The sequence below is a fragment of the Streptomyces minutiscleroticus genome (genome assembly GCF_014650875.1).
GTDB classification, from domain to species: domain Bacteria; phylum Actinomycetota; class Actinomycetes; order Streptomycetales; family Streptomycetaceae; genus Streptomyces; species Streptomyces minutiscleroticus.
Map to the genome: position 1 here is coordinate 46,128 of NZ_BMVU01000040.1, position 19,310 is coordinate 65,437.

At 74.2% G+C, this 19,310-nt stretch carries 21 protein-coding genes; 14 read left to right on the forward strand and 7 right to left on the reverse strand.

Going from position 1 to position 19,310, the window contains the following annotated elements; all coding sequences use genetic code 11:
* Window positions 1-122 precede the first annotated feature (122 nt).
* The 3 genes from IE271_RS29565 to ygfZ all read left to right on the forward strand — a co-directional run bounded on the left by IE271_RS29565 (window position 123) and on the right by ygfZ (window position 2,208).
* Window positions 123-698, forward strand: coding sequence for a heme-binding beta-barrel domain-containing protein (locus tag IE271_RS29565; protein ID WP_190193534.1), 576 nt, complete (start codon window positions 123-125; stop codon window positions 696-698).
* A 15-nt stretch (window positions 699-713) separates the two neighbouring features.
* Window positions 714-1,148 (forward strand): Fur family transcriptional regulator, encoded by a 435-nt coding sequence (locus IE271_RS29570; protein ID WP_190193535.1) that lies wholly within the window; start codon window positions 714-716, stop codon window positions 1,146-1,148.
* A 94-nt stretch (window positions 1,149-1,242) separates the two neighbouring features.
* Window positions 1,243-2,208 (forward strand): CAF17-like 4Fe-4S cluster assembly/insertion protein YgfZ, encoded by a 966-nt coding sequence (gene ygfZ, locus IE271_RS29575; RefSeq protein ID WP_190193536.1) that lies wholly within the window; start codon window positions 1,243-1,245, stop codon window positions 2,206-2,208.
* A 27-nt stretch (window positions 2,209-2,235) separates the two neighbouring features.
* On the opposite strand, the gene dtd is transcribed toward ygfZ, so the two are convergent.
* On the reverse strand, window positions 2,236-2,661 hold the full coding sequence (gene dtd / locus IE271_RS29580; RefSeq protein WP_190193537.1) for a D-aminoacyl-tRNA deacylase: 426 nt from the start codon (window positions 2,659-2,661) through the stop codon (window positions 2,236-2,238).
* A gap of 207 nt (window positions 2,662-2,868) precedes the next feature.
* On the opposite strand from dtd, the gene IE271_RS29585 reads away from it, so the two are divergent.
* From IE271_RS29585 to IE271_RS29595, 3 genes are all read left to right on the forward strand, one after another.
* Window positions 2,869-3,522, forward strand: coding sequence for an RsiG family protein (locus IE271_RS29585; RefSeq protein WP_190193538.1), 654 nt, complete (start codon window positions 2,869-2,871; stop codon window positions 3,520-3,522).
* A gap of 65 nt (window positions 3,523-3,587) precedes the next feature.
* A complete protein-coding gene (locus IE271_RS29590; protein ID WP_190193539.1) occupies window positions 3,588-4,562 on the forward strand; it encodes an asparaginase in 975 nt (324 codons plus the stop codon).
* Window positions 4,563-4,660: 98 nt separating this feature from the next.
* Window positions 4,661-5,923, forward strand: a complete 1,263-nt coding sequence (locus tag IE271_RS29595) for a GNAT family N-acetyltransferase (RefSeq protein WP_190193540.1) — start codon at window positions 4,661-4,663, stop codon at window positions 5,921-5,923.
* Window positions 5,924-6,142: 219 nt separating this feature from the next.
* Here the strand turns inward: IE271_RS29595 and IE271_RS29600 are convergent, their stop codons facing one another.
* Complete coding sequence (locus IE271_RS29600; protein WP_190193541.1) at window positions 6,143-6,328, reverse strand: hypothetical protein; 186 nt, start codon at window positions 6,326-6,328, stop codon at window positions 6,143-6,145.
* 215 nt (window positions 6,329-6,543) lie between these two features.
* Between IE271_RS29600 and IE271_RS29605 the strand changes: the two genes are divergently transcribed.
* Window positions 6,544-7,458, forward strand: a complete 915-nt coding sequence (locus tag IE271_RS29605) for a winged helix-turn-helix domain-containing protein (RefSeq protein WP_190193542.1) — start codon at window positions 6,544-6,546, stop codon at window positions 7,456-7,458.
* 73 nt (window positions 7,459-7,531) lie between these two features.
* On the opposite strand, the gene IE271_RS29610 is transcribed toward IE271_RS29605, so the two are convergent.
* On the reverse strand, window positions 7,532-7,720 hold the full coding sequence (locus IE271_RS29610; protein WP_190193543.1) for a hypothetical protein: 189 nt from the start codon (window positions 7,718-7,720) through the stop codon (window positions 7,532-7,534).
* Between the two features lie 214 nt (window positions 7,721-7,934).
* Here IE271_RS29610 and IE271_RS29615 point away from each other — a divergent pair, with 214 nt between their 5' ends.
* The 4 genes from IE271_RS29615 (at window position 7,935) to IE271_RS29630 (ending at window position 12,457) form a co-directional block, all read left to right on the forward strand.
* Window positions 7,935-8,807, forward strand: a complete 873-nt coding sequence (locus tag IE271_RS29615) for a GntR family transcriptional regulator (RefSeq protein WP_190193544.1) — start codon at window positions 7,935-7,937, stop codon at window positions 8,805-8,807.
* Window positions 8,807-9,553: an HAD family hydrolase gene (locus IE271_RS29620; RefSeq protein WP_229919629.1), complete on the forward strand. Its 747-nt coding sequence runs from the start codon at window positions 8,807-8,809 to the stop codon at window positions 9,551-9,553. Before IE271_RS29615 ends, IE271_RS29620 begins: the two co-directional genes overlap by 1 nt.
* 74 nt (window positions 9,554-9,627) lie before the next feature.
* On the forward strand, window positions 9,628-10,242 hold the full coding sequence (locus tag IE271_RS29625; protein ID WP_190193546.1) for a TetR/AcrR family transcriptional regulator: 615 nt from the start codon (window positions 9,628-9,630) through the stop codon (window positions 10,240-10,242).
* Between the two features lie 76 nt (window positions 10,243-10,318).
* Entirely contained in the window at window positions 10,319-12,457 is a 2,139-nt protein-coding gene (locus IE271_RS29630) for a HelD family protein (protein ID WP_190193547.1), read from the forward strand.
* Window positions 12,458-12,708: 251 nt separating this feature from the next.
* On the opposite strand, the gene IE271_RS29635 is transcribed toward IE271_RS29630, so the two are convergent.
* On the reverse strand, window positions 12,709-13,377 hold the full coding sequence (locus IE271_RS29635; protein WP_190193548.1) for a histidine phosphatase family protein: 669 nt from the start codon (window positions 13,375-13,377) through the stop codon (window positions 12,709-12,711).
* Window positions 13,378-13,490: 113 nt separating this feature from the next.
* On the opposite strand from IE271_RS29635, the gene IE271_RS42400 reads away from it, so the two are divergent.
* The 3 genes from IE271_RS42400 (at window position 13,491) to IE271_RS29650 (ending at window position 15,317) form a co-directional block, all read left to right on the forward strand.
* Entirely contained in the window at window positions 13,491-14,066 is a 576-nt protein-coding gene (locus IE271_RS42400; protein ID WP_229919630.1) for a helix-turn-helix domain-containing protein, read from the forward strand.
* 193 nt (window positions 14,067-14,259) lie between these two features.
* The gene (locus tag IE271_RS29645; protein ID WP_190193549.1) at window positions 14,260-14,871 is read left to right on the forward strand and encodes a hypothetical protein; all 612 of its coding nucleotides are present in this window, start codon (window positions 14,260-14,262) and stop codon (window positions 14,869-14,871) included.
* A gap of 110 nt (window positions 14,872-14,981) precedes the next feature.
* On the forward strand, window positions 14,982-15,317 hold the full coding sequence (locus tag IE271_RS29650; RefSeq protein WP_190193564.1) for a DUF2516 family protein: 336 nt from the start codon (window positions 14,982-14,984) through the stop codon (window positions 15,315-15,317).
* A gap of 58 nt (window positions 15,318-15,375) precedes the next feature.
* Here IE271_RS29650 and IE271_RS29655 read toward each other — a convergent pair whose 3' ends face one another.
* The 3 genes from IE271_RS29655 to IE271_RS29665 form a co-directional block, all read right to left on the reverse strand.
* Window positions 15,376-16,779 carry a PP2C family protein-serine/threonine phosphatase gene (locus tag IE271_RS29655; RefSeq protein WP_190193550.1) on the reverse strand — a complete coding sequence of 468 codons (1,404 nt, stop codon included), beginning with the start codon at window positions 16,777-16,779 and terminating at the stop codon, window positions 15,376-15,378.
* A 298-nt stretch (window positions 16,780-17,077) separates the two neighbouring features.
* Window positions 17,078-18,160 (reverse strand): C40 family peptidase, encoded by a 1,083-nt coding sequence (locus IE271_RS29660; protein ID WP_190193551.1) that lies wholly within the window; start codon window positions 18,158-18,160, stop codon window positions 17,078-17,080.
* A gap of 278 nt (window positions 18,161-18,438) precedes the next feature.
* A complete protein-coding gene (locus tag IE271_RS29665) occupies window positions 18,439-19,224 on the reverse strand; it encodes a class I SAM-dependent methyltransferase (protein ID WP_190193565.1) in 786 nt (261 codons plus the stop codon).
* Window positions 19,225-19,310: the final 86 nt, after the last annotated feature.

A 19,310-nucleotide genomic window follows, 5' to 3' on the forward strand; every position in this document is an offset into this window, starting at 1 on the left:
CTTCGAAGTCCTGCTGGTCCTGGTCTGCGTCGGCGTGCTGGCCTTCGCCGGGCTGACCGTGAAGAAGCTGTACCAGGGCCAGCGCTGACCCCCGACGCTCCCACCGAGGAACTTCCGAGCTCATGATCGAGATCCCGTCCGACCTGCACAAGGACCTCGTCCCCCTCGCCTTCCTGCTCGGCAGCTGGGCCGGCGCGGGCGTCCACGACTTCCCCGGCGCCGAGAAGTGCAACTTCGGCCAGGAGGTCGCCTTCACCCACGACGGGCGGGACTTCCTGGAGTACCACTCGCGCACCTGGGTGCTCGACTCCGACGGCAACAAGGTCAGGCCCCTGGAGACCGAGTCCGGCTTCTGGCGCATCGACAAGGACCGCAAGGTCGAGGTCACGATGGTGCGCAACGACGGCGTCGTCGAGGTCTGGTACGGCGAGATGGCCGAGAAGAAGCCGCAGATCGACCTCGTCACCGACGCGGTCGCCCGGACGGAGGCCTCCGGCCCCTACAGCGGCGGCAAGCGCCTGTACGGCTACGTCAACAGCGACCTGATGTGGGTCGGCGAGAAGCAGACCCCCGAGGTCGAGCTGCGCCCCTACATGTCGGCGCACCTGAAGAAGGTCGTCACCCCCGAGGACGTCGAGCGCTGGGCCAAGGCCCTTCCGGACGACATGCCCGACGACGGGATCGCCTTCTTCAAGTAGCCCTAGACTTTCAGTGTGGTGAGCACCGACTGGAAGCACGACCTGCGGCAGCGCGGCTACCGGCTGACACCGCAGCGCCAGCTCGTCCTCGAGGCCGTGGACACCCTGGAGCACGCGACCCCCGACGACATCCTCGTCGAGGTGCGCAGGACCGCGTCCGGGGTGAACATCTCCACGGTCTACCGGACGCTGGAGCTGCTGGAGGAACTGGGCCTCGTCTCCCACGCGCACCTGGGGCACGGCGCGCCCACGTACCACCTCGCGGACCGGCACCACCACATCCACCTGGTGTGCCGGGACTGCACGAACGTGATCGAGGCGGACCTGGACGTGGCCGCGGAGTTCACGGCGAAGCTGCGCGAGACGTTCGGCTTCGACACGGACATGAAGCACTTCGCGATCTTCGGCCGCTGCCAGGACTGCGCGGAGCGGACCGGCGACGGGGACTGACCCGCACAGCGGTCCCCGATGGCCGGACGGTGCGGGACGCGGCCCCGCGCCGGGAAATAAAAACGGCAACCAACCGGTCGTAGGCTGTATGCCCATGAAGAGCCCCCTGCTGTCCCTGCCCGGCGCCGTTCCCGCCGAGGGCGTGGACGAAGGCGTCGCCGCCCACTACGGCGACCTGTTCCGCGAGCAGCGCGCCCTCGCCGACGGCACCGGTTTCGTGGACCTCTCGCACCGCGGCGTGGTGACCGTCTCCGGCGAGGACCGGCTCGGCTGGCTGCACCTGCTGCTCACCCAGCACGTCAGCGAGCTCCCGGCGGGCCGTGCCACCGAGGCGCTGATCCTCTCCGCCAACGGCCACATCGAGCACGCCCTCTACCTCGTCGACGACGGTGCGACGGTGTGGATGCACACCGAGCCCGGCGGCCAGGACGCGCTGATCGCGTACCTGGAGTCGATGAAGTTCTTCTACCGCGTGGACGTGGCCGACAGAACGGACGAGTTCGCGGTCGTGCACCTGCCGGCCGGGTCCATCGCCGAGGTTCCCGAGGGCGTCGTCGTCCGCGAGACGGCGTACGGCCGCGACCTGTTCCTGCCGCGCGCCGACCTGGAGGCGTACGCGGCGGGGAGCGGCCCGGCGGCCGGCATCCTCGCGTACGAGGCGCTGCGCGTGGAGAACCACCGGCCGCGGCTCGGCTTCGAGACCGACCACCGCACCATCCCGCACGAGCTGGGCTGGATCGGCACGGCCGTGCACCTGCAGAAGGGCTGCTACCGCGGCCAGGAGACCGTCGCCCGCGTGCAGAACCTGGGCCGGCCGCCGCGCCGCCTGGTCTTCCTGCACCTGGACGGCAGCGAGGTGCACCTGCCCGGCCACGGCGCCGAGGTGCGGCTGGCCGCGGACGGCCCCGAGGGCCGCAAGGTCGGCTTCGTCACCACGTCCGTGCGCCACCACGAGCTGGGCCCGATCGCGCTGGCCCTGGTGAAGCGGAACGTCCCCGCGGACGCGCCGCTGCTGGCCGAGACGACGGCCGCGGCCCAGGAAGTGGTCGTCGAGCCGTAGGGAACCGGGACCCGGGACCGGGAGCCCTCACATCTCCAGCAGCACGGTGAACGGGCCGTCGTTCGTCAGCGAGACGCGCATCTGCGCGCCGAAGCGGCCCGTCGCCACCGTCGCGCCCAGCGTCCGCAGCTGCGCGACCACCTCGTCCACCAGCGGTTCGGCGACGTCGCCGGGCGCGGCCGCGTTCCAGGTGGGGCGGCGGCCCTTGCGGGCGTCCCCGTAGAGGGTGAACTGGCTGACCACCAGCAGCGGGGCGCCGGTGTCGCTGCACGACCTCTCGTCCTGCAGCACGCGCAGCGTCCACAGCTTGCGGGCCAGCTGCGCGGCCTTCTCCTTGGTGTCCTCGTGGGTCACGCCCACCAGGACGCACAGGCCCTCGCCGTCGACCGCCCCGACCGTCTCGCCGTCCACGACGACGCTCGCGCCGTCCACCCTCTGCACCACCGCACGCATGGGGACATCATGCCGTGCGGCGGCACGGCGTCCGTACGGGGCCTTCGGCGGCGTCCCCCCGGGGCTTTTCAGGGGGCCTCCAACCACCCCATGTAGGGCCGATCGGGGGCACTCGGTCACATAGCGGCCACTCGGGGTGGCACGATGCCGTGTACCGCGGCGCACCCTTCGAGGTGACCGCGCCGGCCGAGGGGACGGTAGAGGCACATGAGTACATCCAGCACCGGGCGGCAGCCCGGGTCCGCCGCGCCGATCCGCGCGGGGCGCCCGCAGCGGCCGGGCCCGGCGCGCCCGCCCGTGCAGCGGACCGGCGGCCCGCCCGCGGCGTCCGCCGGACCGGCCGTCGGGCCGCCCGAGCACGGCACGGCCGTCCTGGCCCTGGGCGACCTGGGCCTGGAGGAGCTGCGCGCGCTGCGCCGGGACGCCCAGCGCGACGAGGCGGACCTCAGCTACGTGCGGCGGCTGCTCCAGGGACGGGTCGACATCCTGCGGGCGGAGCTGAAGCGCAGAGGCGGCCTCGCGGAGCCCGTGCGGGAGCCGTCGGTGGTCGACCGGCTCTCGGAGATCCTCGCCGACACGCCCGCCCGGCAGCGCTCGTCGGCCCGCCACGTGACGGTGGGCACGCCGGAGGGCGAGGAGTACCGGCGGCTGGCCGAGGAGATGCTCGCCGAGGTCGAGCTGTCCGACCTCACGGCCCGTACGGACGCGGAGCTGAACACCGCCCTGAGGCGGCTGGAACGCTATGAGCAGCGGGTTTCCCGCAGCCGCCAGGAGCTGCAGCGCACGGCCGACGATTGCAGCACGGAGATCGCACGCAGGTACCGTGAAGGCGAAGCACAAGTAGACGACCTGCTCATGTGACGCGTCCGCCCCGGTGGCCCCGGGGGCCGCGGACGGAGCGGGTCCCGCCCGGAAGGCCCCCGCCGATGTCCGCAGCCCCTGTCCCCACCGCCGCCGGCGTCATACCCCCCGTCCTCGCCGAGGTCGTGCGGTCCGGCTTCGTCGAGGGCCGGCACCGCGGGAGCCTGGTCCTGCTGGCCGCGGACGGCTCGGTCGAGCTGGCGCTCGGCGACGTGGACGCCCCGGTCTTCCCGCGCTCCTCGAACAAGCCGATGCAGGCGGCCGCCGTGCTGCGGGCGGGCCTGGACCTGGCGGGCGAGCGGCTGGCGCTGGCCGCCGCGAGCCACTCCGGCGAGGTCTTCCACCGGGACCTGGTGACCAAGATGCTCGCCGAGCACGGTCTGACGGCCGACCAGCTCCAGTGCCCGCCCGACCTGCCGCTGGACCAGACGGAGGCGGAGACGTACCTGGCCTCCGGCGCCGTCCGCGACCGGGTGACCATGAACTGCTCCGGCAAGCACACCGCGATGCTCGCCGCGTGCGTCCTGCGGGGCTGGCCCACGGAGACGTACCTGGACCCGGACCACCCGCTCCAGCGGCTGGTCCGCACGGTCGTCGAGGAGGCGGCGGGCGAGCGGGTGGCGGCGGTCGGCACGGACGGCTGCGGCGCGCCGCTGATGGCCGTCGGCCTGACCGGCCTGGCCCGGGCCTTCCGCTCCTTCGTGCTCGCCGGGCCGGGCACGCCCGAGCGCCGGGTCGCGGACGCCATGCGCGCCCACCCCGAGTACGTCGCGGGCACCCGCCGTCCCGACACCTGGCTGATGCGGGAGGTCCCGGGCGCCCTGTCGAAGATGGGCGCTGAGGCGGTGCAGGCGGTGGCGCTGCCGGACGGCCGGGCGCTGGCGTTCAAGGTCGAGGACGGGGCCACCCGGGCCCTCGGGCCCGTCCTGGCCCGCGCCCTGCGGCTGCTGGGCGTGGACGCACCGGTCCTCGACCGCGTCGGCCGCGCGCCGCTGCTGGGTGCGGGCCGCGAGGTGGGGGAGATCCGCGCGGCGTTCTGAAGAATCGTTCCGCTGCGATGCGGGCGGACCGTCGCGGTCCCGCCCGCACCCCGGAAATCCGGACGACATCCCGCTCCCCGTCGGCCTAGCGTGCTGCCATGAGCCTGCGCCCCGACACCCATGACATCGACGTACGCCCGATCGCCGAGGCCGAGATCCCGGAGTGGACACGCGCCCTGAACACCGGGTTCCTGCGGCCGCCGCACCCCTCGGAGGCGGAGCTGGTGGGCCGTGCCGCGTACATCGAGCCGGAGCGGACGCTGGGGGCGTTCGACGACGGGCGGTGCGTGGGGACGTTCCGGTCGTTCGCGCAGCGGCTCACGGCGGTCGGCGGGGCGGCCGTCCCCGCCGACGCGATCACGAACGTCTCCGTCACGGCGACCCACCGCCGCCGTGGCCTCCTCGGCCGCATGATGGCCCGGGACCTGGCGGCCGCGAGGGAGCGCGGCGACGTCGTGGCGACGCTCATCGCCGCCGAGTACCCGATCTACGGCCGGTACGGCTTCGGGCCGGCCGCCCGCGTCGCCCGGTGGACCGTCGACGTGCCCCGCACCGGTCTCGACCGCCGCCGGTCCGGGCCGGACGACGGCGGGCGCGTCGACCTCGTGGACGGCGAGGACGTCCGCAAGCTCGGCCCCGAGCTGCACGAGCGGCTGTGCCGGATCCAGCCGGGCGCCGTGGACCGCACCGAGCGCTGGTGGCAGCTCGCGACCGGCGCGCTGAGCACCGGCCGCCCCTGGACCGAGCCCTTCCACGCCGTGTACCGCGCGGCGGACGGCGAGGTGCAGGGCCTGCTGACCTACACCGCCGACGACCACTGGGGCGACCGCAAGCAGCCCCTGGTCACCGCCGAGGTCAAGGACCTGATCGCGGTGACCCCGACCGCCGAGCGGGCCCTGTGGCACTACCTGTGCTCGGTGGACTGGGTGACCACGGTCAAGAGCGGCGGGCGCGCCCCCGACGACCTGCTTCCGGACCTGCTGCCCGACCCGCGCGCCGCCGGCATCGACATGGTGGCGGACTTCCTGTGGGTGCGGATCCTGGACGTCGTCCGCGCCCTCGAGGCCCGTACGTACGCCGCCGCCGGCACGCTCGTGCTGGAGGTCGCCGACGCGGACGGGCTGTCCGCCGGCCGCTACCGGCTGGAGACGTCGCCGGACGGGGCGTCCTGCGTCCGGACGACCGGGACCGCCGACCTCGCGCTCGACGTGCGCGAGCTGGCGGCGCTGTGGCTGGGCGACGAGTCGGCGGTGCGGCTCGCCGCGCTCGGGCGGGTGACGGAAGCACGAGCGGGCGCCGCCACCGTCGCCGACGCCCTGCTGCGTACGCCCAGGCGACCGTGGTGCCCGGACGTCTTCTGATCCCTTCTCCCTCGTTCCGTTCCCCTTCCTCACCTCCTTCTCCGCCTGCTCCGTAGCGACGGGCACGGGTGACGGTGGTACCGGCCGGCGCGGCTCCCGGCTCCCCTCCGGAAGGGAGCCGCGCCGGTCACATCCGAGGGCCGGTCCGTGGGACCGGCGGCCCGGGCCCGCTCCCCCCGGCGCGGGCCCGGCGGGACCGGGCAGGACCCGGTCCCGGTCTCAGCCGGACCGGGCGAGCAGCATCACCAGGAGGACCGCCCCGACGCCGCCGAGGGCGCCGTTCCTGGCCTTGACGCCGATGGACAGCGCGACGAAGGCGATGATCCCCATCGGCCCGTACTTCCACTGCACGAGCTGCTCGAATCCGATGACCAGGGCGGCGACGACGAGAGCGACGAGCGGCATGGCGGTCCCTCCTTCGGGACGGAGCGGCGGACTTCCGCGGGGAGGACCGTCCACCTGGTCGGATGGGTGCGACTCTGGTAGCCAACATCTAAATTTTCCAACCATGTTGCTGAAGTTGGCGACCAACTCACATCAAGCTAATCCCACTTGGAGGAGTCTCATAACCACCTTTCCGGCAACTCCCTGAAGATGGCGTGAAGTTGTAGTGTTCCGTTGTGGACCCGGAGAACGGCGCCGCCGAAGGACGGAAGAGACCGGTGCGGCCGCAGCGGTCGCACCGCGAGGTGGCCGAAGCACTGCGCGACCGGATCAGGACGGGCGAGCTGCGGCCGGGACAGCGCCTGCCCACGCAGACCAGACTGGCCGAGGAGTTCGGCGTCGAGCGGGGGGCCGTACGGCAGGCGCTGCGCATCCTGAGGTCGGAGAACTTTCTCGCCGACGTCCCCAGGGGCGGCCCGGCGATCGTCGCCCTGCCCGCGGAGCGGGTACCGACCGGGCCCGGAGCCCCGCCGCAGCCCACCACGGTGACGCTCGCGCCGCGCATAGCGGCCGCCTTCCGTGCGCCGCACGTGGAGATCGACGCGCTGTGCCTGACGTCGGTCTCCCTCACCCTCGCCATGAGCGAACCGCTGCGCCACATCCACGCGGGGCGCATGAAACCGGCCAAGGTCGACGTGCGGGTCCTGCTGCCGGGCCGGAACATCGACCTGGCCTTCCCGGCTCCGGTGGACGGCCGGGACGACCGGGGCGACGACGACCCCGTGCACCAGCGCTGGCTGGCCCAGCGCAACGCCCAGGGCCAGGTGCTCAAGCACAACCTGCGCGCCCTGCGGGCCACCCACGGCATCGAGGTGAACGTCTCGTTCCGGGCGCTGCCCTTCACCCCGCCGGTCAAGCTGTACCTGCTCAACGGCGTCGAGGCGCTCTTCGCGTACTACACACTCAAACGGCGTGAGGAGGAGTTCGGCAACGAGCAGCTGGAGCTGTACGACGCCGAGGGCACGCGGTCCACGCTGTTCTCCTTCGGGCTGGGGGCCGGGCTGCGGGACACCACGTTCGTGGAACAGTCCCATCTGTGGTTCAACGCGCTGTGGGAGACCATCAGTTCGGAGCTGGTGCTCTCGGACTGAGGCCTCCCGGGTGCGGCGCCGGCGGCCGTGGCCGCCGTCCTGGCCGTGGCCGTGACTCCGACTTCGACGCAGGTCAAAGGGCGGGGCCCGACACGGTGAGGGCCAGGACGACCGCTCCCATGGAGCTGAAGGCGGGGCTCTTCGCCCGGATGCCCACGGCCAGGAGCAGCAGCCCGACGACGCCCGTCGGGCCGTACCGCCACCGGACGAGCTGTTCGAGGCCGATGACGAAGACAGTGGACACGAGCGTGATGACGGGCATGGTGGTTCCTCCTGACAGACTCCTCGGCGCGGTACGCGAGGTGGAGAACGCGGCACAGGGGACAGAGCCGGGTGCCAACTGCCGACAGGAGGAGGGAAAACTTCCGCCATCTCTTACAAGTTGGCAACCAACTTTGGCTTACTGATCCCCACTTGGCCGGTATTTATAAACAACTTTCAAACAACTCCCGGGAGATGGGCTAGAGTTGTAGCGTTTGGTCGTGACTCAGGAGAACGTTGCAGTGAACGGCAGCAAACGGCTCTCGCCGCAGGAGATCGCCGATGTCCTGCGGGACCGCATCCGCGCCGGTGACCTCAAGGCCGGGGACCGGATGCCCACCCAGGCCGAACTGGCGGAGGAGTTCGGGGTCGAGCGCGGCGCCGTCCGTCAGGCCCTGCGCGTGCTCCAGGAGGACGGCCTGCTCAGCAATGTGAGCAAGGGCAGCCCGCCGCGTATCGCCGAGCCGTCGGCGGCGTCGTACGAGCCGCAGCCCCCGATCGTGGGTCTCGCGCCCCGGCTCACACGGGCGTTCGAGTCGCCGCAGGTCCGCGTCGACACGGTGTGCCTGACGGCGGAGACCCTGATGCTGGCCCTCGGCGAGCCCGTCCGCCTCGTCCACGAGGGCCGCGTCCGTCCGCGGTCCATCGACGTCCGCGTCCTGCTGCCCAGCCGCGACATCCCCCTGGCCTTCCCCGTCCCCGTGGACGGCCGGGGCGACGTGGTGCACCAGCGCTGGCTCACCCAGCGCAACGCCCAGGTGCAGGTCCTGCGTCACAACCTGCGCGCCCTGCGCTCCTCCCACGGCGTCGAGGTGAATGTCTCGTTCCGGGCGCTGCCCTTCACCCCGCCGGTCAAGCTGTACCTGCTCAACGGCGTCGAGGCGCTGATCGCCTACTACCTCGTCACCGAACGCGAGGAGGAGGTGGGCGGCGAGACCCTGGGGATGTACGACGTCCTGGGCCTGGAGTCGCGGCTCTTCTCCTTCGAACGCGGGGCGGGCCATCGGGACGCGATGTTCGTGGACCAGTCGCAGAAGTGGTTCGACGCCCTATGGGAAACCATCAGCACGGACCTGACACTTTCCTAGTGACTTCTGATACAAAGCAGACCGAATCGGTGGCGGAACAGCCAGGGATACAGACAGAAAAGCTGCGGAATCTGATCACACGAGCGCGCTTCGTCCTCTTCGACTTCGACGGGCCGATCTGCCGCCTCTTCGCGGGCCTGCCGGCGGAGCGCGTGGCGGGCGACCTCGTGGAGTGGCTCGGGCGGCAGGGCCTGCGCGGGCTGCTCACGGACGAGGAGCGCGCGCACCCCGACCCGATGGCGGTGCTGCGCGCCGTCGACCGCCGCCACCCGCGCAGCGACCTGGTGGCCGAGCTGGAGGAGCGGCTCACCCGGCAGGAGCTGAAGGCGGTCGCGCGGGCCTGGCCCACGGCGTACGCGGACCCGTTGGTGCGCACGTGGAGCGCGGTCGGCGTACGCCTGGCCGTCGCCACCAACAACTCGGCGCGCACGGCCGCCGCGTACCTCGCCGGCCGCGGTCTGAGCGGGTGCTTCGCGCCGGACGTCTACGGCCGCACCCGGGACCTGCGCCTGCTCAAGCCGGACCCGTACTGCCTGCACCTGGCCCTGGACGCGCTGGGCGCGGCCCCGGAGGACGCCCTGATGATCGGCGACGCCCCGTCGGACCGCGCCGCGGCACGGGAGGCCGGCGTCCCGTTCCTCGGCTACGCGCGGCACCCGGGCAAGGCGGAGAAGCTGCGCCGGGCGGGCGCCGAGGTGGTCGTGGACTCCCTGGAACCGGTGCTGGACATCGTCCGGGGCGTCTGAGCGGCGGAGCGCGGCCGGGGCCGTCCGACACGTCGGTGGCGGCCGGCCCGGCCGCGGTGCGTACCCTCCCTCCCATGAGTGGGACAGGGCTGCGGGAACGCAAGAAGCTGCGGATGCACCAGGAGGTCTCGGACATCGCGATCGCGCTGTTCCTGGAGAGGGGGTTCGAGAAGGTGTCCGTCGCGGAGGTGGCGGCCGCGGCCGGAATCTCCAAGCCGACCCTCTTCCGGTACTTCGCGGCCAAGGAGGACCTCGTCCTGCACCGGTTCGCCGACCACGAGACCGAGGCGGCGCGCGTCGTGGCGGCGCGGGCGGACGGCGAGTCCCCGCTCGGCGCGCTGCGCGGGCACTTCCTCGCCGCCCTGGACGGCTCCGACCCCGTCACCGGCCTCAACTCCGACCCCCGCGTCCTGGCCTTCCACCGGCTGCTGTACGGCACCCCGTCCCTGGTCGCACGGCTCCACGCCTACCTGGAGCGGTCCGAGGCGGCGCTCGCCGACGCACTCGGCGGCGACCTCGACGCCCGGCTCGCCGCGGGGCAGATCGTCGCCGTGCAGCGCCTCCTCGCGCAGGAGAACTGGCGGCGGATCACCGGCGGCGAGGACGTGGAGGCGGTCAGGCCGCAGGCGCGCGCGGCGGCCGAGCGGGCGTTCCGGCAGCTGGCGGCGGGACTGTCGCGGTACGCGTGACCCCGTGCGCACGGGGGGAGCGCGGCTGAAGGCAACCCGGTAAGAAATTTAACTCGGTTACGTTATTCTCGGTGGAATGACGTCTCCCGACCCTGCCCACGCGCCCGCGCCCGACCGGGGAACCGCCCGGGAACTCGCCCGGGAACGCGCTCACCACGACGCCTGCCGGGCCGCCCTCGCCGCCATGGTCGACGGCGCCCGGGACCACGTCCTCACCGCCGCCGACGTCTCCGCCTCCGGCGCCGACGCCGAGGTGCTCGGCCGCCGGCTGCGCACCCGGGACCGGCGGATGCGCGAACTGCCCGCAGGACCGCTGTTCTTCGGGCGGCTGGACTTCGGCCACGGGGAGCACGCCGGGCAGAGCTACCACGTCGGACGGCTCCGGGTCGGCGTGGACCCCGCCGCCCCGCCCCTGGTGGTGGACTGGCGCGCCCCCGTCTCCCGCGCCTTCTACCGGGCGAGCGCCCGCGACCCGCAGGGCGTCGCCGTGCGCCGCCGGTTCGGCTGGACACCGGGCAGCCGGGGGGACTCGGCCGACCTGACCGGCCTGGAGGACGAGCACCTCGGCGCGGGCACGGGCGCGGGCGCGGACCCGGGTACGGGCGCGGCGGCGGGGACCGGCCGCATCCTCGCGGACGAGATCGAACGCCCCCGGGTCGGCCCCATGCGGGACATCGCCGCCACCATCCAGCCCGAGCAGGACGACCTCGTCCGCGGCGACCTCGCCGTCTCCGTCTGCGTGCAGGGCGCCCCCGGCACCGGCAAGACGGCCGTGGGGCTGCACCGGGCCGCGTACCTGCTCTACACCTTCCCGCAGCGCGTCCGGCGCGGCGGCCTGCTCGTCCTCGGACCCAACCGCACCTTCCTGACGTACATCGCCGAGGTGCTGCCCGCGCTCGGCGAGACCGGGGTGCGGCAGTCCACCCTCGCCGACGAACTCGCCCGGCACCCCGTCACCGCCGCCGACGACGAGCGCGCCGCGGCCGTCAAGCACGACGCCCGCATGGCCGAGGTGCTGCGCCGGGCGCTGTACGCCCGCGTCGCCGTGCCCGGGGAGGCCGGCGCCCCGGACGGCCTCACCGTGCCGGACGGCTCGTACCGCTGGCGGGTGCCCGGCGAGGAACTGGCCCGCGTCGTCGCGGACGTACGCGCCGAGGAGCCGCCGTACGCCGTGGGCCGCGAGCGCGTGCGGACGCGGATCGTGGCGCTCCTGCGGCAGCGGGCCGAGCGGCGCACGGGGCCGCGGCCGGCCGCGTGGGTGCGGCGGATCGAGCGGGCGCGGGCGGTGAGCGCGTACGTCGACGCGGCCTGGCCGAAGGTGCGGCCCGAGGAGGCCGTGGCGGACCTGCTCGGCGACCCGGAGGCGCTGGAGCGGGCGGCGGACGGGCTGCTGGACGCGGAGGAGCGCAAGGCGGTGCTGTGGCCGAAGCCGCCGCGCTCGTACCGGTCGGCCCGGTGGTCGGCCGCCGACCTCGTCCTCCTCGACGAGGTCGCCGGGCTCGTCGAGCACCCCGAGGGGTACGGGCACGTGGTGGTCGACGAGGCGCAGGACCTGTCCCCGATGGAGTGCCGGGCGATCGGGCGGCGGGCGCGCTTCGGCTCGCTGACCGTGCTGGGCGACCTGGCGCAGGGCACCACGCCGTGGGCGGCGCGCGAGTGGCGCGAGACCCTGCGCCACCTGGGGAAACCGGAGGCCGAGGTGGTCCGCCTGACGACCGGCTTCCGCGTTCCCCGGGCGGTCGTCGAAGTGGCCAACCGGCTGCTGGAGCGCCTGGACGTGGCGGTGCCGCCGGCGCGTTCGCTGCGCGGCGGCGGGGGGCTGCGGCTGCGGCCGGTCCCGGCGGGGGAGGTGCTCGCGGAGACCGTCGCCGCCGTGCGCGAGGCGCTCGCGCACGAGGGGTCCGTCGGCGTCATCGGCGCCGACACCGGGACGGCGGCGGTGCGGGAGGCGCTGGCCGCGGCGGGCATCGGGGCCGCGGGACCGGACCGGCCGGGGGAGCGGGTGACGGTGCTGGGGGCGGGCCTCGCCAAGGGGTTGGAGTACGACCACGTCGTCGTGGTGGAGCCCGCCGCCGTCGCGGAGGCGGAGACACGCGGCCTGCACCGGCTCTACGTCGTGCTCACCCGGGCGGTGTCGCGGCTGGACGTGGTGCACGCGCGGCCCCTGCCGTTCGACGGGCCGCCTGTCCTCGACCGATCACCTGTCCTCGACTGATCCACTGTCGTGCGGTGTTCGGGTGTTACCGGAAGGCGACGTAGCCATAACCGTGCGCGTACCAATGTGACCGGTTGCATGGCTAGTGTGATCACACCGGTGAGCGGCGGACGCCTCCCCTCGGCAGCCCGTCAACTCCCCCCCTTGCGGACGGGCCGGTCCGGCGCTCACCGGTTTTCGCGCGGACGCCTCCACGGCCTCCGTCCCGGCCCAGCCGCCTCCGTCCGGGCTGTCGCTCCTCCGTCCCGGGCCTACTCCTGCGTGTCGAGCGGACGCCCCGTGGGGCCGCTCTCCGAACCTGCGGGGGCCGCGTCGCCGACGACCGCTCCCGCCCACGTCAGGGCGGTCCAGCCGGTCTCCGGCGAGCCCTCCAGGACCACCACGCCGGTGTTGTCCAGCGGGTGCGCGGCGGCGAAGTCCACGTCGACGTTGCGGGCGCGGGCAGCCGTCCAGGCGCGGATGGCGGCGCCGTGGCTGACCATGGCCACGGTCCCGGCGCCGGAGGCCGCCGCCTCCGCCACCACCGCGTCGAACCGGCCGAACGCCTCGGCGCCGCTCTCCCCGCCCGGCATGCGCAGCCCGGTGTCGCCGGCCGCCCAGGCGAACGCCGTGACCATGTACGCCTCGCCCGCCTCGGTGTCGCCGGGCTCCATCTCCAGGTCGCCGGCGGCCAGTTCCCGGATACCGTCCCTGACCAGCACCTCCAGGCCGCGCGCCGCGGCCAGCGGAGCCGCGGTCAGCTGCGTGCGGACCAGGGTCGAGGCGTACAGCGCCTCGATCCTCTCGTCCGCGAGCGCGTCCGGCAGCGCGGCGGCCTGCTTCTCGCCCAGCTCGGTCAGCCCGGGTCCGGGTACCGCGGTGTCCAGCAGGTTGGCGACGTTGGAGGGGGTCTGACCATGACGAATGAGGAGAAGGCGCATGATCGCCACTCTCTCAGACAACGGCGGAGGCCCACCGTCCGGGCGGCGTGGTGTGGCGCACTTTTGCAAGCACCCGCTTGCAAGAGTTAGCGAAAGTGGTGCACAGTAGGGCCATGGCATCGCTCAACGTCGGCAATCTCGGCGAGTACCTGCGCGAACAGCGGCGCAACGCGCAGCTGTCGCTGCGGCAGCTCGCCGACGCCGCCGGGGTGTCCAATCCGTACCTGAGCCAGATCGAGCGCGGGCTGCGCAAGCCGAGCGCGGAGGTGCTGCAGCAGGTCGCCAAGGCCCTGCGGATCTCCGCCGAGACGCTGTACGTGCGGGCCGGGATCCTCGACGCCGAGCGGGACCGGGACGAGGTGGAGACGCGTGCAGTCATCCTCGCCGACCCGACCCTGAACGAGCGGCAGAAGCAGGTGCTGCTCCAGATCTACGAGTCCTTCCGCAAGGAGAACGGATTTGAGGGTCCTCAGGCGGCCGGGGGGACCGGGGACGCCCGGGACGCCGCCGGCACGGCCGGCGAGGGCGATGCCGAGGCGTACGGGTCCCGCGCCGCGCGCGAGCCGTACGCACGGGGGGACCGGGAGGACCGCGGCGGCCGGCCGGCCGGGCGGGACGACCAGGACCAGCGCGACCAGCAGCACCCGAACGACCCGAACGACGAGCAGGACCAGCGGTCCGCGAGTTGATCCGGCGGGCCGGTCCGGCCGGCCGGGGCCCGTGCCCCGGCGCCGGAACCGGTGCCCGCACCGGCGGGACGGCGCGGTGACCGGCGACGGGGCCGGCTCCGGCGGCCCGCCGGCACGACCGGCCCGGTCCGGCGACCGCGGCGCACCGACCACACACCCTCACGCTGCAAGCGATTCCGGGAGGACCATCGTCATGGCCATCACCGACGACCTGCGCAAGACCCTCAGCGACCCGACCCCGCTCTACTTCGCCGTCGGCACCGCCGACCTGGCCATCCAGCAGGCCAAGAAGGTGCCCGGGCTGGTGGAGCAGTTGCGCGCCGAGGCCCCGGCCCGGGTCGAGGCCGTGCGCAACGCCGACCCCAAGACCGTCCAGGAGAAGGCCGCCGCCCGCGCCAAGGAGGCGCAGGAGACCATCCAGACCAAGGTCTCCGGGTTCATCAACACCCTGGACGCCGACCTGAAGAAGCTCGGCGAGCAGGCCCAGGACCTCGCCCTGCGCGGCGTCGGCGTGGCCGCCGAGTACGCCGTGAAGGCCCGCGAGACCTACGAGAAGGTCGCCGAGCACGGCGAGCAGACCGTGCGCACCTGGCGCGGCGAGGCGGCCGAGGAGATCGAGGAACTCGCGATCGCCGTCGAGCCGAAGGCCGAGCCGGACGAGGGCGAGATCAAGGTCGCCGAGAAGACCGCGGAGACCGAGGCCGGGGCCGAGGCGGCCAAGAAGGCGGCCGTCAAGAAGGCCCCGGTGCGCAAGACCGCCCCGGCCGCTCCCGCCGCGAAGAAGACCACGCCGCCCACGCCGTGACGGCGGTGACGGGCCGGGCACCCTCGGGGTGCCCGGCCCGTTCTACGGGTACGGTGACCGCGTAGGAGCCGGAGAACGGGCGAGAGAACGGGCGGGTGGACAGCGTGTTGATGTTGGGCTTCGCGGGGTTCCTGGGGCTGCTGAAGATCGTCCTGATGGGCCTCGCCGCGTTCGGTCTCGTCGACGCCCTGTTCCGGCGCGAGGACGCCTTCCGGGCCGCCGACAAGCAGAGCAAGCCGTTCTGGACGATCATCCTCGCCCTGGCGCTGATCGTCAGCTACCTCTTCTCGATCCTGTCGTTCCTGCCGGTCATCGGCGTCATCGCCAGCATCGTCTACATCGTGGACGTGCGCCCGGCCCTGCGCTCCCTGCCCGGCGGCGGCCGCACCGGCCGCCGCGGCTCCAGCAGCGACGGCCCGTACGGGCCCTACAACGGCGGCCGCTGACCGACGCCGCCGTCCCCGCCCGCTGCCGGCCGCAGGCGTCCGTCGCCGGGACCGGGCCTCAGCCCGTCCGGTCCAGCAGCAGGACCGCCACGTCGTCCGTCAGCTCGCCCCCGCCGAGCTCGCGCACCTCGTCCACCGTCGCCTGGAGCAGCTCCTCGCCCCGCAGCCCCTGCGCGAGGCGGCGGCGGACCACCTCCACCATGCCGTCCTGGCCCAGCCGCTCGTTGCCCTCCCCGACGTGGCCCTCTATCAGACCGTCCGTGTAGAGCATCAGGCTCCACGCACCGCCCAGCTCGACCTCCTGGCGCGGCCAGCGGGCGCCCTCCAGCAGGCCGAGCGCCGGTCCGTTGTCCTCGCAGGGCAGCAGGCGGGCGGGTACGCCGGGCCGGGCGAGCAGCGGGGACGGGTGCCCGGCCAGGCACAGTCCCGCGCTCCGCCCGTCGGGCGCGATGTCCACCGTGCACAGCGTCGCGAAGATCTCCTCGCTCTCGCGCTCGTGCTCCAGGACCCGCTGGAGCGTCGACAGCAGCTCGTCGCCGCACAGGCCCGCGAAGGTCAGCGCCCGCCAGGCGATGCGCAGCTCCACGCCGAGCGCCGCCTCGTCGGGCCCGTGGCCGCAGACGTCGCCGATCATGGCGTGCACGGTGCCGTCCGGGGTCCGCACGGTGTCGTAGAAGTCGCCGCCGAGCAGGGCCCGCGACCGGCCGGGCCGGTAGCGGGCGGCGAACCGCAGCGAGGAGCCCTCGAGGAGCGGCGTCGGCAGCAGGCCGCGCTCCAGGCGGGCGTTCTCCTGGGCGCGCAGCCGGGACTCGGTGAGCCGGCGCTCGGCGGTGTCGGAGCGCTTGCGCGCCACCGCGTACCGGATCGCGCGGCTGAGCAGCCGGCCGTCCAGCTCGTCGCGGAAGAGGTAGTCCTGGGCGCCCTCGCGCACCGCGTCCGCGCCCGCCTCGGCGTCCCCGGACGCGGTGAGCGCGAGGACGGCGTGCCGGGGCGCGAGCCGCAGCACGTGCTTGAGCGCGGCCAGCTCGTCCTGCTCCCCGTCCCCGCCCTCGGCGGCCCGGCCGGGGACGGGCAGCGCGAGGTCGAGCAGGATGCAGTGCACGTCGTCGGTGAGCAGCCGCTCGGCCTCGGTGAGGTTGCGGGCGCTGCGGACGCGGATGGGCTTGCCGGCGGCGTCGAGCATCGCGGGGACGCTCAGCGCGCCGGCCGGGTCGTCCTCGATCACGAGCAGCGTCAGACCGGCGCCGGACGGCGCGGTGCCGGCCGTGGCACCGGTCGTGGTGCCGCCGCCGGGCACGGCCCGGGCGGCCGGGTCCGCCGCTCCGCCGCCGTCGGGAGCGCCGGGCCGGCCGCCGAGTCCCCCGGACGCCCCGGACGAGGGCGCGATCGGCGAGGACGCGGTCGGCGCCGGACCGCCTTCCACGGCGGGGATGGCTCTCTGCCGCGGTACGGGTACGGTCATCGTCTTGGGTTCCTTCCCTCCCCCCGAGGGCACGGCGGGCGAGGGGCCCTCGGACCGCCGACGGGGACCATAGCGGTAGCCGCGCTCTCATAGGAACGCGGTGCGGCAAGCCGCCAGTGTCATATGCCGGTTTCCGTACCGCACTTGGGCACGCCGACGACCTGCGCGGATGACGAACGTCACGCGGGGCGCGGCCCGTCTTCACCTCGTACGTGCCGGGGGTCACGTGGGGTATGTCACGCGACCGGAACCCGTCGGGTCGAGGCCGGAAACCACGGCGGGCCGAGCCCGCCGCCCGTCACTTGTCCGGGCGCACGACCCCGAGGATCGGCATGGAGCCCGCGCCCGCGACGGTCACCGTCCGGCCCGGCCGCGGCGCGTGCACCATGGAGCCCTCGCCGATGTACATCGCGACGTGGCTGGCGTCGGAGTTGTAGATGACGAGGTCGCCCGGCCGCATGTCCTCGACGTCGACCCGGGGCAGCTGCCTCCACTGCTCCTGCGAGGTGCGGGGGATGACGAGGCCCGCCGCCGCCCAGGCCTGGGAGGTCAGCCCCGAGCAGTCGTACGTCCTGGGCCCCTCGGCGCCCCACTCGTAGGGCTTGCCCGTCTGCGCCATCGCGTACGCGACGGCCTTCTCGCCCCGGGTCGAGGCCTCGCCGGCGGCCCCGTCGAGGACGCCGGAGTCGAGCCAGGCGGCCTGCGCCTTCCGCGCGGCCTCCCGCTCCAGCTTCGCCAGCCGCTCCTTCTCCTCCTCCTCGAGCTGCGACTCCAGCTCCCGCGCGGCCGCGATCTGCTTCTTGACCTCCTTCTTCGCCTCGGCCTTGGCCTTGCGGTCGGCCTCCAGCCTGCGCCACTGGGCCGAGGCGTCCCTGCTGTACTGCCGCAGGTCCTCCTGGGCGCGGGCCAGCTCGTCGAGCAGGTCCTTGGTCGCCCGCTGGCCCCGGCGGGTCCGCTCGGCGCCGTCGAGGAACGCCTCCGGGTCCTCGCTGAGCGCCAGCCGGGCCTCGTCCGGCAGGCCGCCGGTGCGGTACTGGGCGCGGGCCGCGGCGCCCGCACGGTCCTTCAGGCCGTCCAGCCTGGCCTGCCCGGTGGCGATGGCGCGGGCCAGCTCGGCGATCCGGGCGGACTGCGCCTCGGTCTCCTCCTCCGCCGCGTTGTACGCGTCCGTGGCCACCGCGGCGTCGTGGTAGAGCTTCTCCAGCTTCCTGCGGACCTCCTCGAGGTCCTTGGCGGACACGGGCGCCGGGCTCGACGACGAGGGCGTCGGGTCGGTGGGGGCGGTGGTGGCCGCGAAGGCGGCCCCCGGAGCGCCCAGAACGGTCACGGCGCAGACCAGGGCCATGGCCGCGGTGGTCGGACTCCGCTTGCCGGATACCATGCTCCATCCCCCAACTGATTAACCGTCAGTAACATATGGGCGCCTCGGGGATGGTGCCATGTCGTCGCGCAATGCGACAGAGGCGGGCAGAGACTCCGTACCTCCCCCCTCCCCGTCCCCCTCGCCCCGGCGTCCGTCCCCGTTGTGTGACGAACGACCCGCGGGGGCCGTTCCCCCGTGCCGGAAACCCGCGGCGGCGCCCGACCGTCCCCGCGTACCGGCGCCTGCCGGCCCCGGGGCGGCGGCCGCCCGGTCGCCGCCCGGCGGGCCGGCGTCCCTCAGCCCCGCGGTGCCAGCGCCTCCCAGCGCACCGTCACCTCGCCCTGCCGCCAGCGCCGCGGCCCGTCCGTCACCGGCCAGCCGGCCGTCAGGCCCCGCACCGCCCGGATCCAGCGCTGGCGCGCGCCGTACGAGGCGTAGGGCGCGGCGGCCGCCCAGGCGCGGTCGAAGTCGCGCAGGAACGCGTGCACCGGCTCGCCGGGGACGTTGCGGTGGATGAGCGCCTTGGGAAGGCGTTCGGCCAGGTCGGAGGGGCGGTCCAGGGAGCCGAGGCGGGCCGCGAACGTGACGGTGCGCGGACCCTCGGGGCCGAGCGCCACCCACACGTGGCGGCGCCCGATCTCGTCGCAGGTGCCCTCGACCAGCAGGCCGCCGCGCGTTCCGGGCCCGGCCGGGGCCAGCCGGGCGCACAGCCGCTCCCAGACGCCGGCGACCTCGGCCTCGTCGTACTGGCGCAGGACGTTCGCGGCGCGGATCAGCAGCGGGCGCTGCGGCAGCGGGATCTCGAAGCCGCCGTGCCGGAAGGACAGGCCGTCCCGTTCGTAGGGCCTGGCCGCCGCGACCCGGGCCGGTTCGATCTCCACGCCCACCACGCGGGTGCGCGGGGCGGCGGCCCGCAGCCGCCCCAGCAGCTCGACCGCGGTCCAGGGCGCGGCCCCGTACCCCAGGTCCACGGCGACGGGGTCCGCGGCCCGGCGCAGCTCCGCGCCGTGGACGGCGGCGATCCAGCGGTCCATGCGGCGCAGCCGGTTGGGGTTGGTGGTCCCGCGCGTCACCGTGCCCACGACGGGGGTCCCCCCGCCCGAGCGGAGCCGGGAGCGGCGGAGGGAGGCGGCGCGGGCGGTCATACCTATGAGGGTATGCGCGGGAT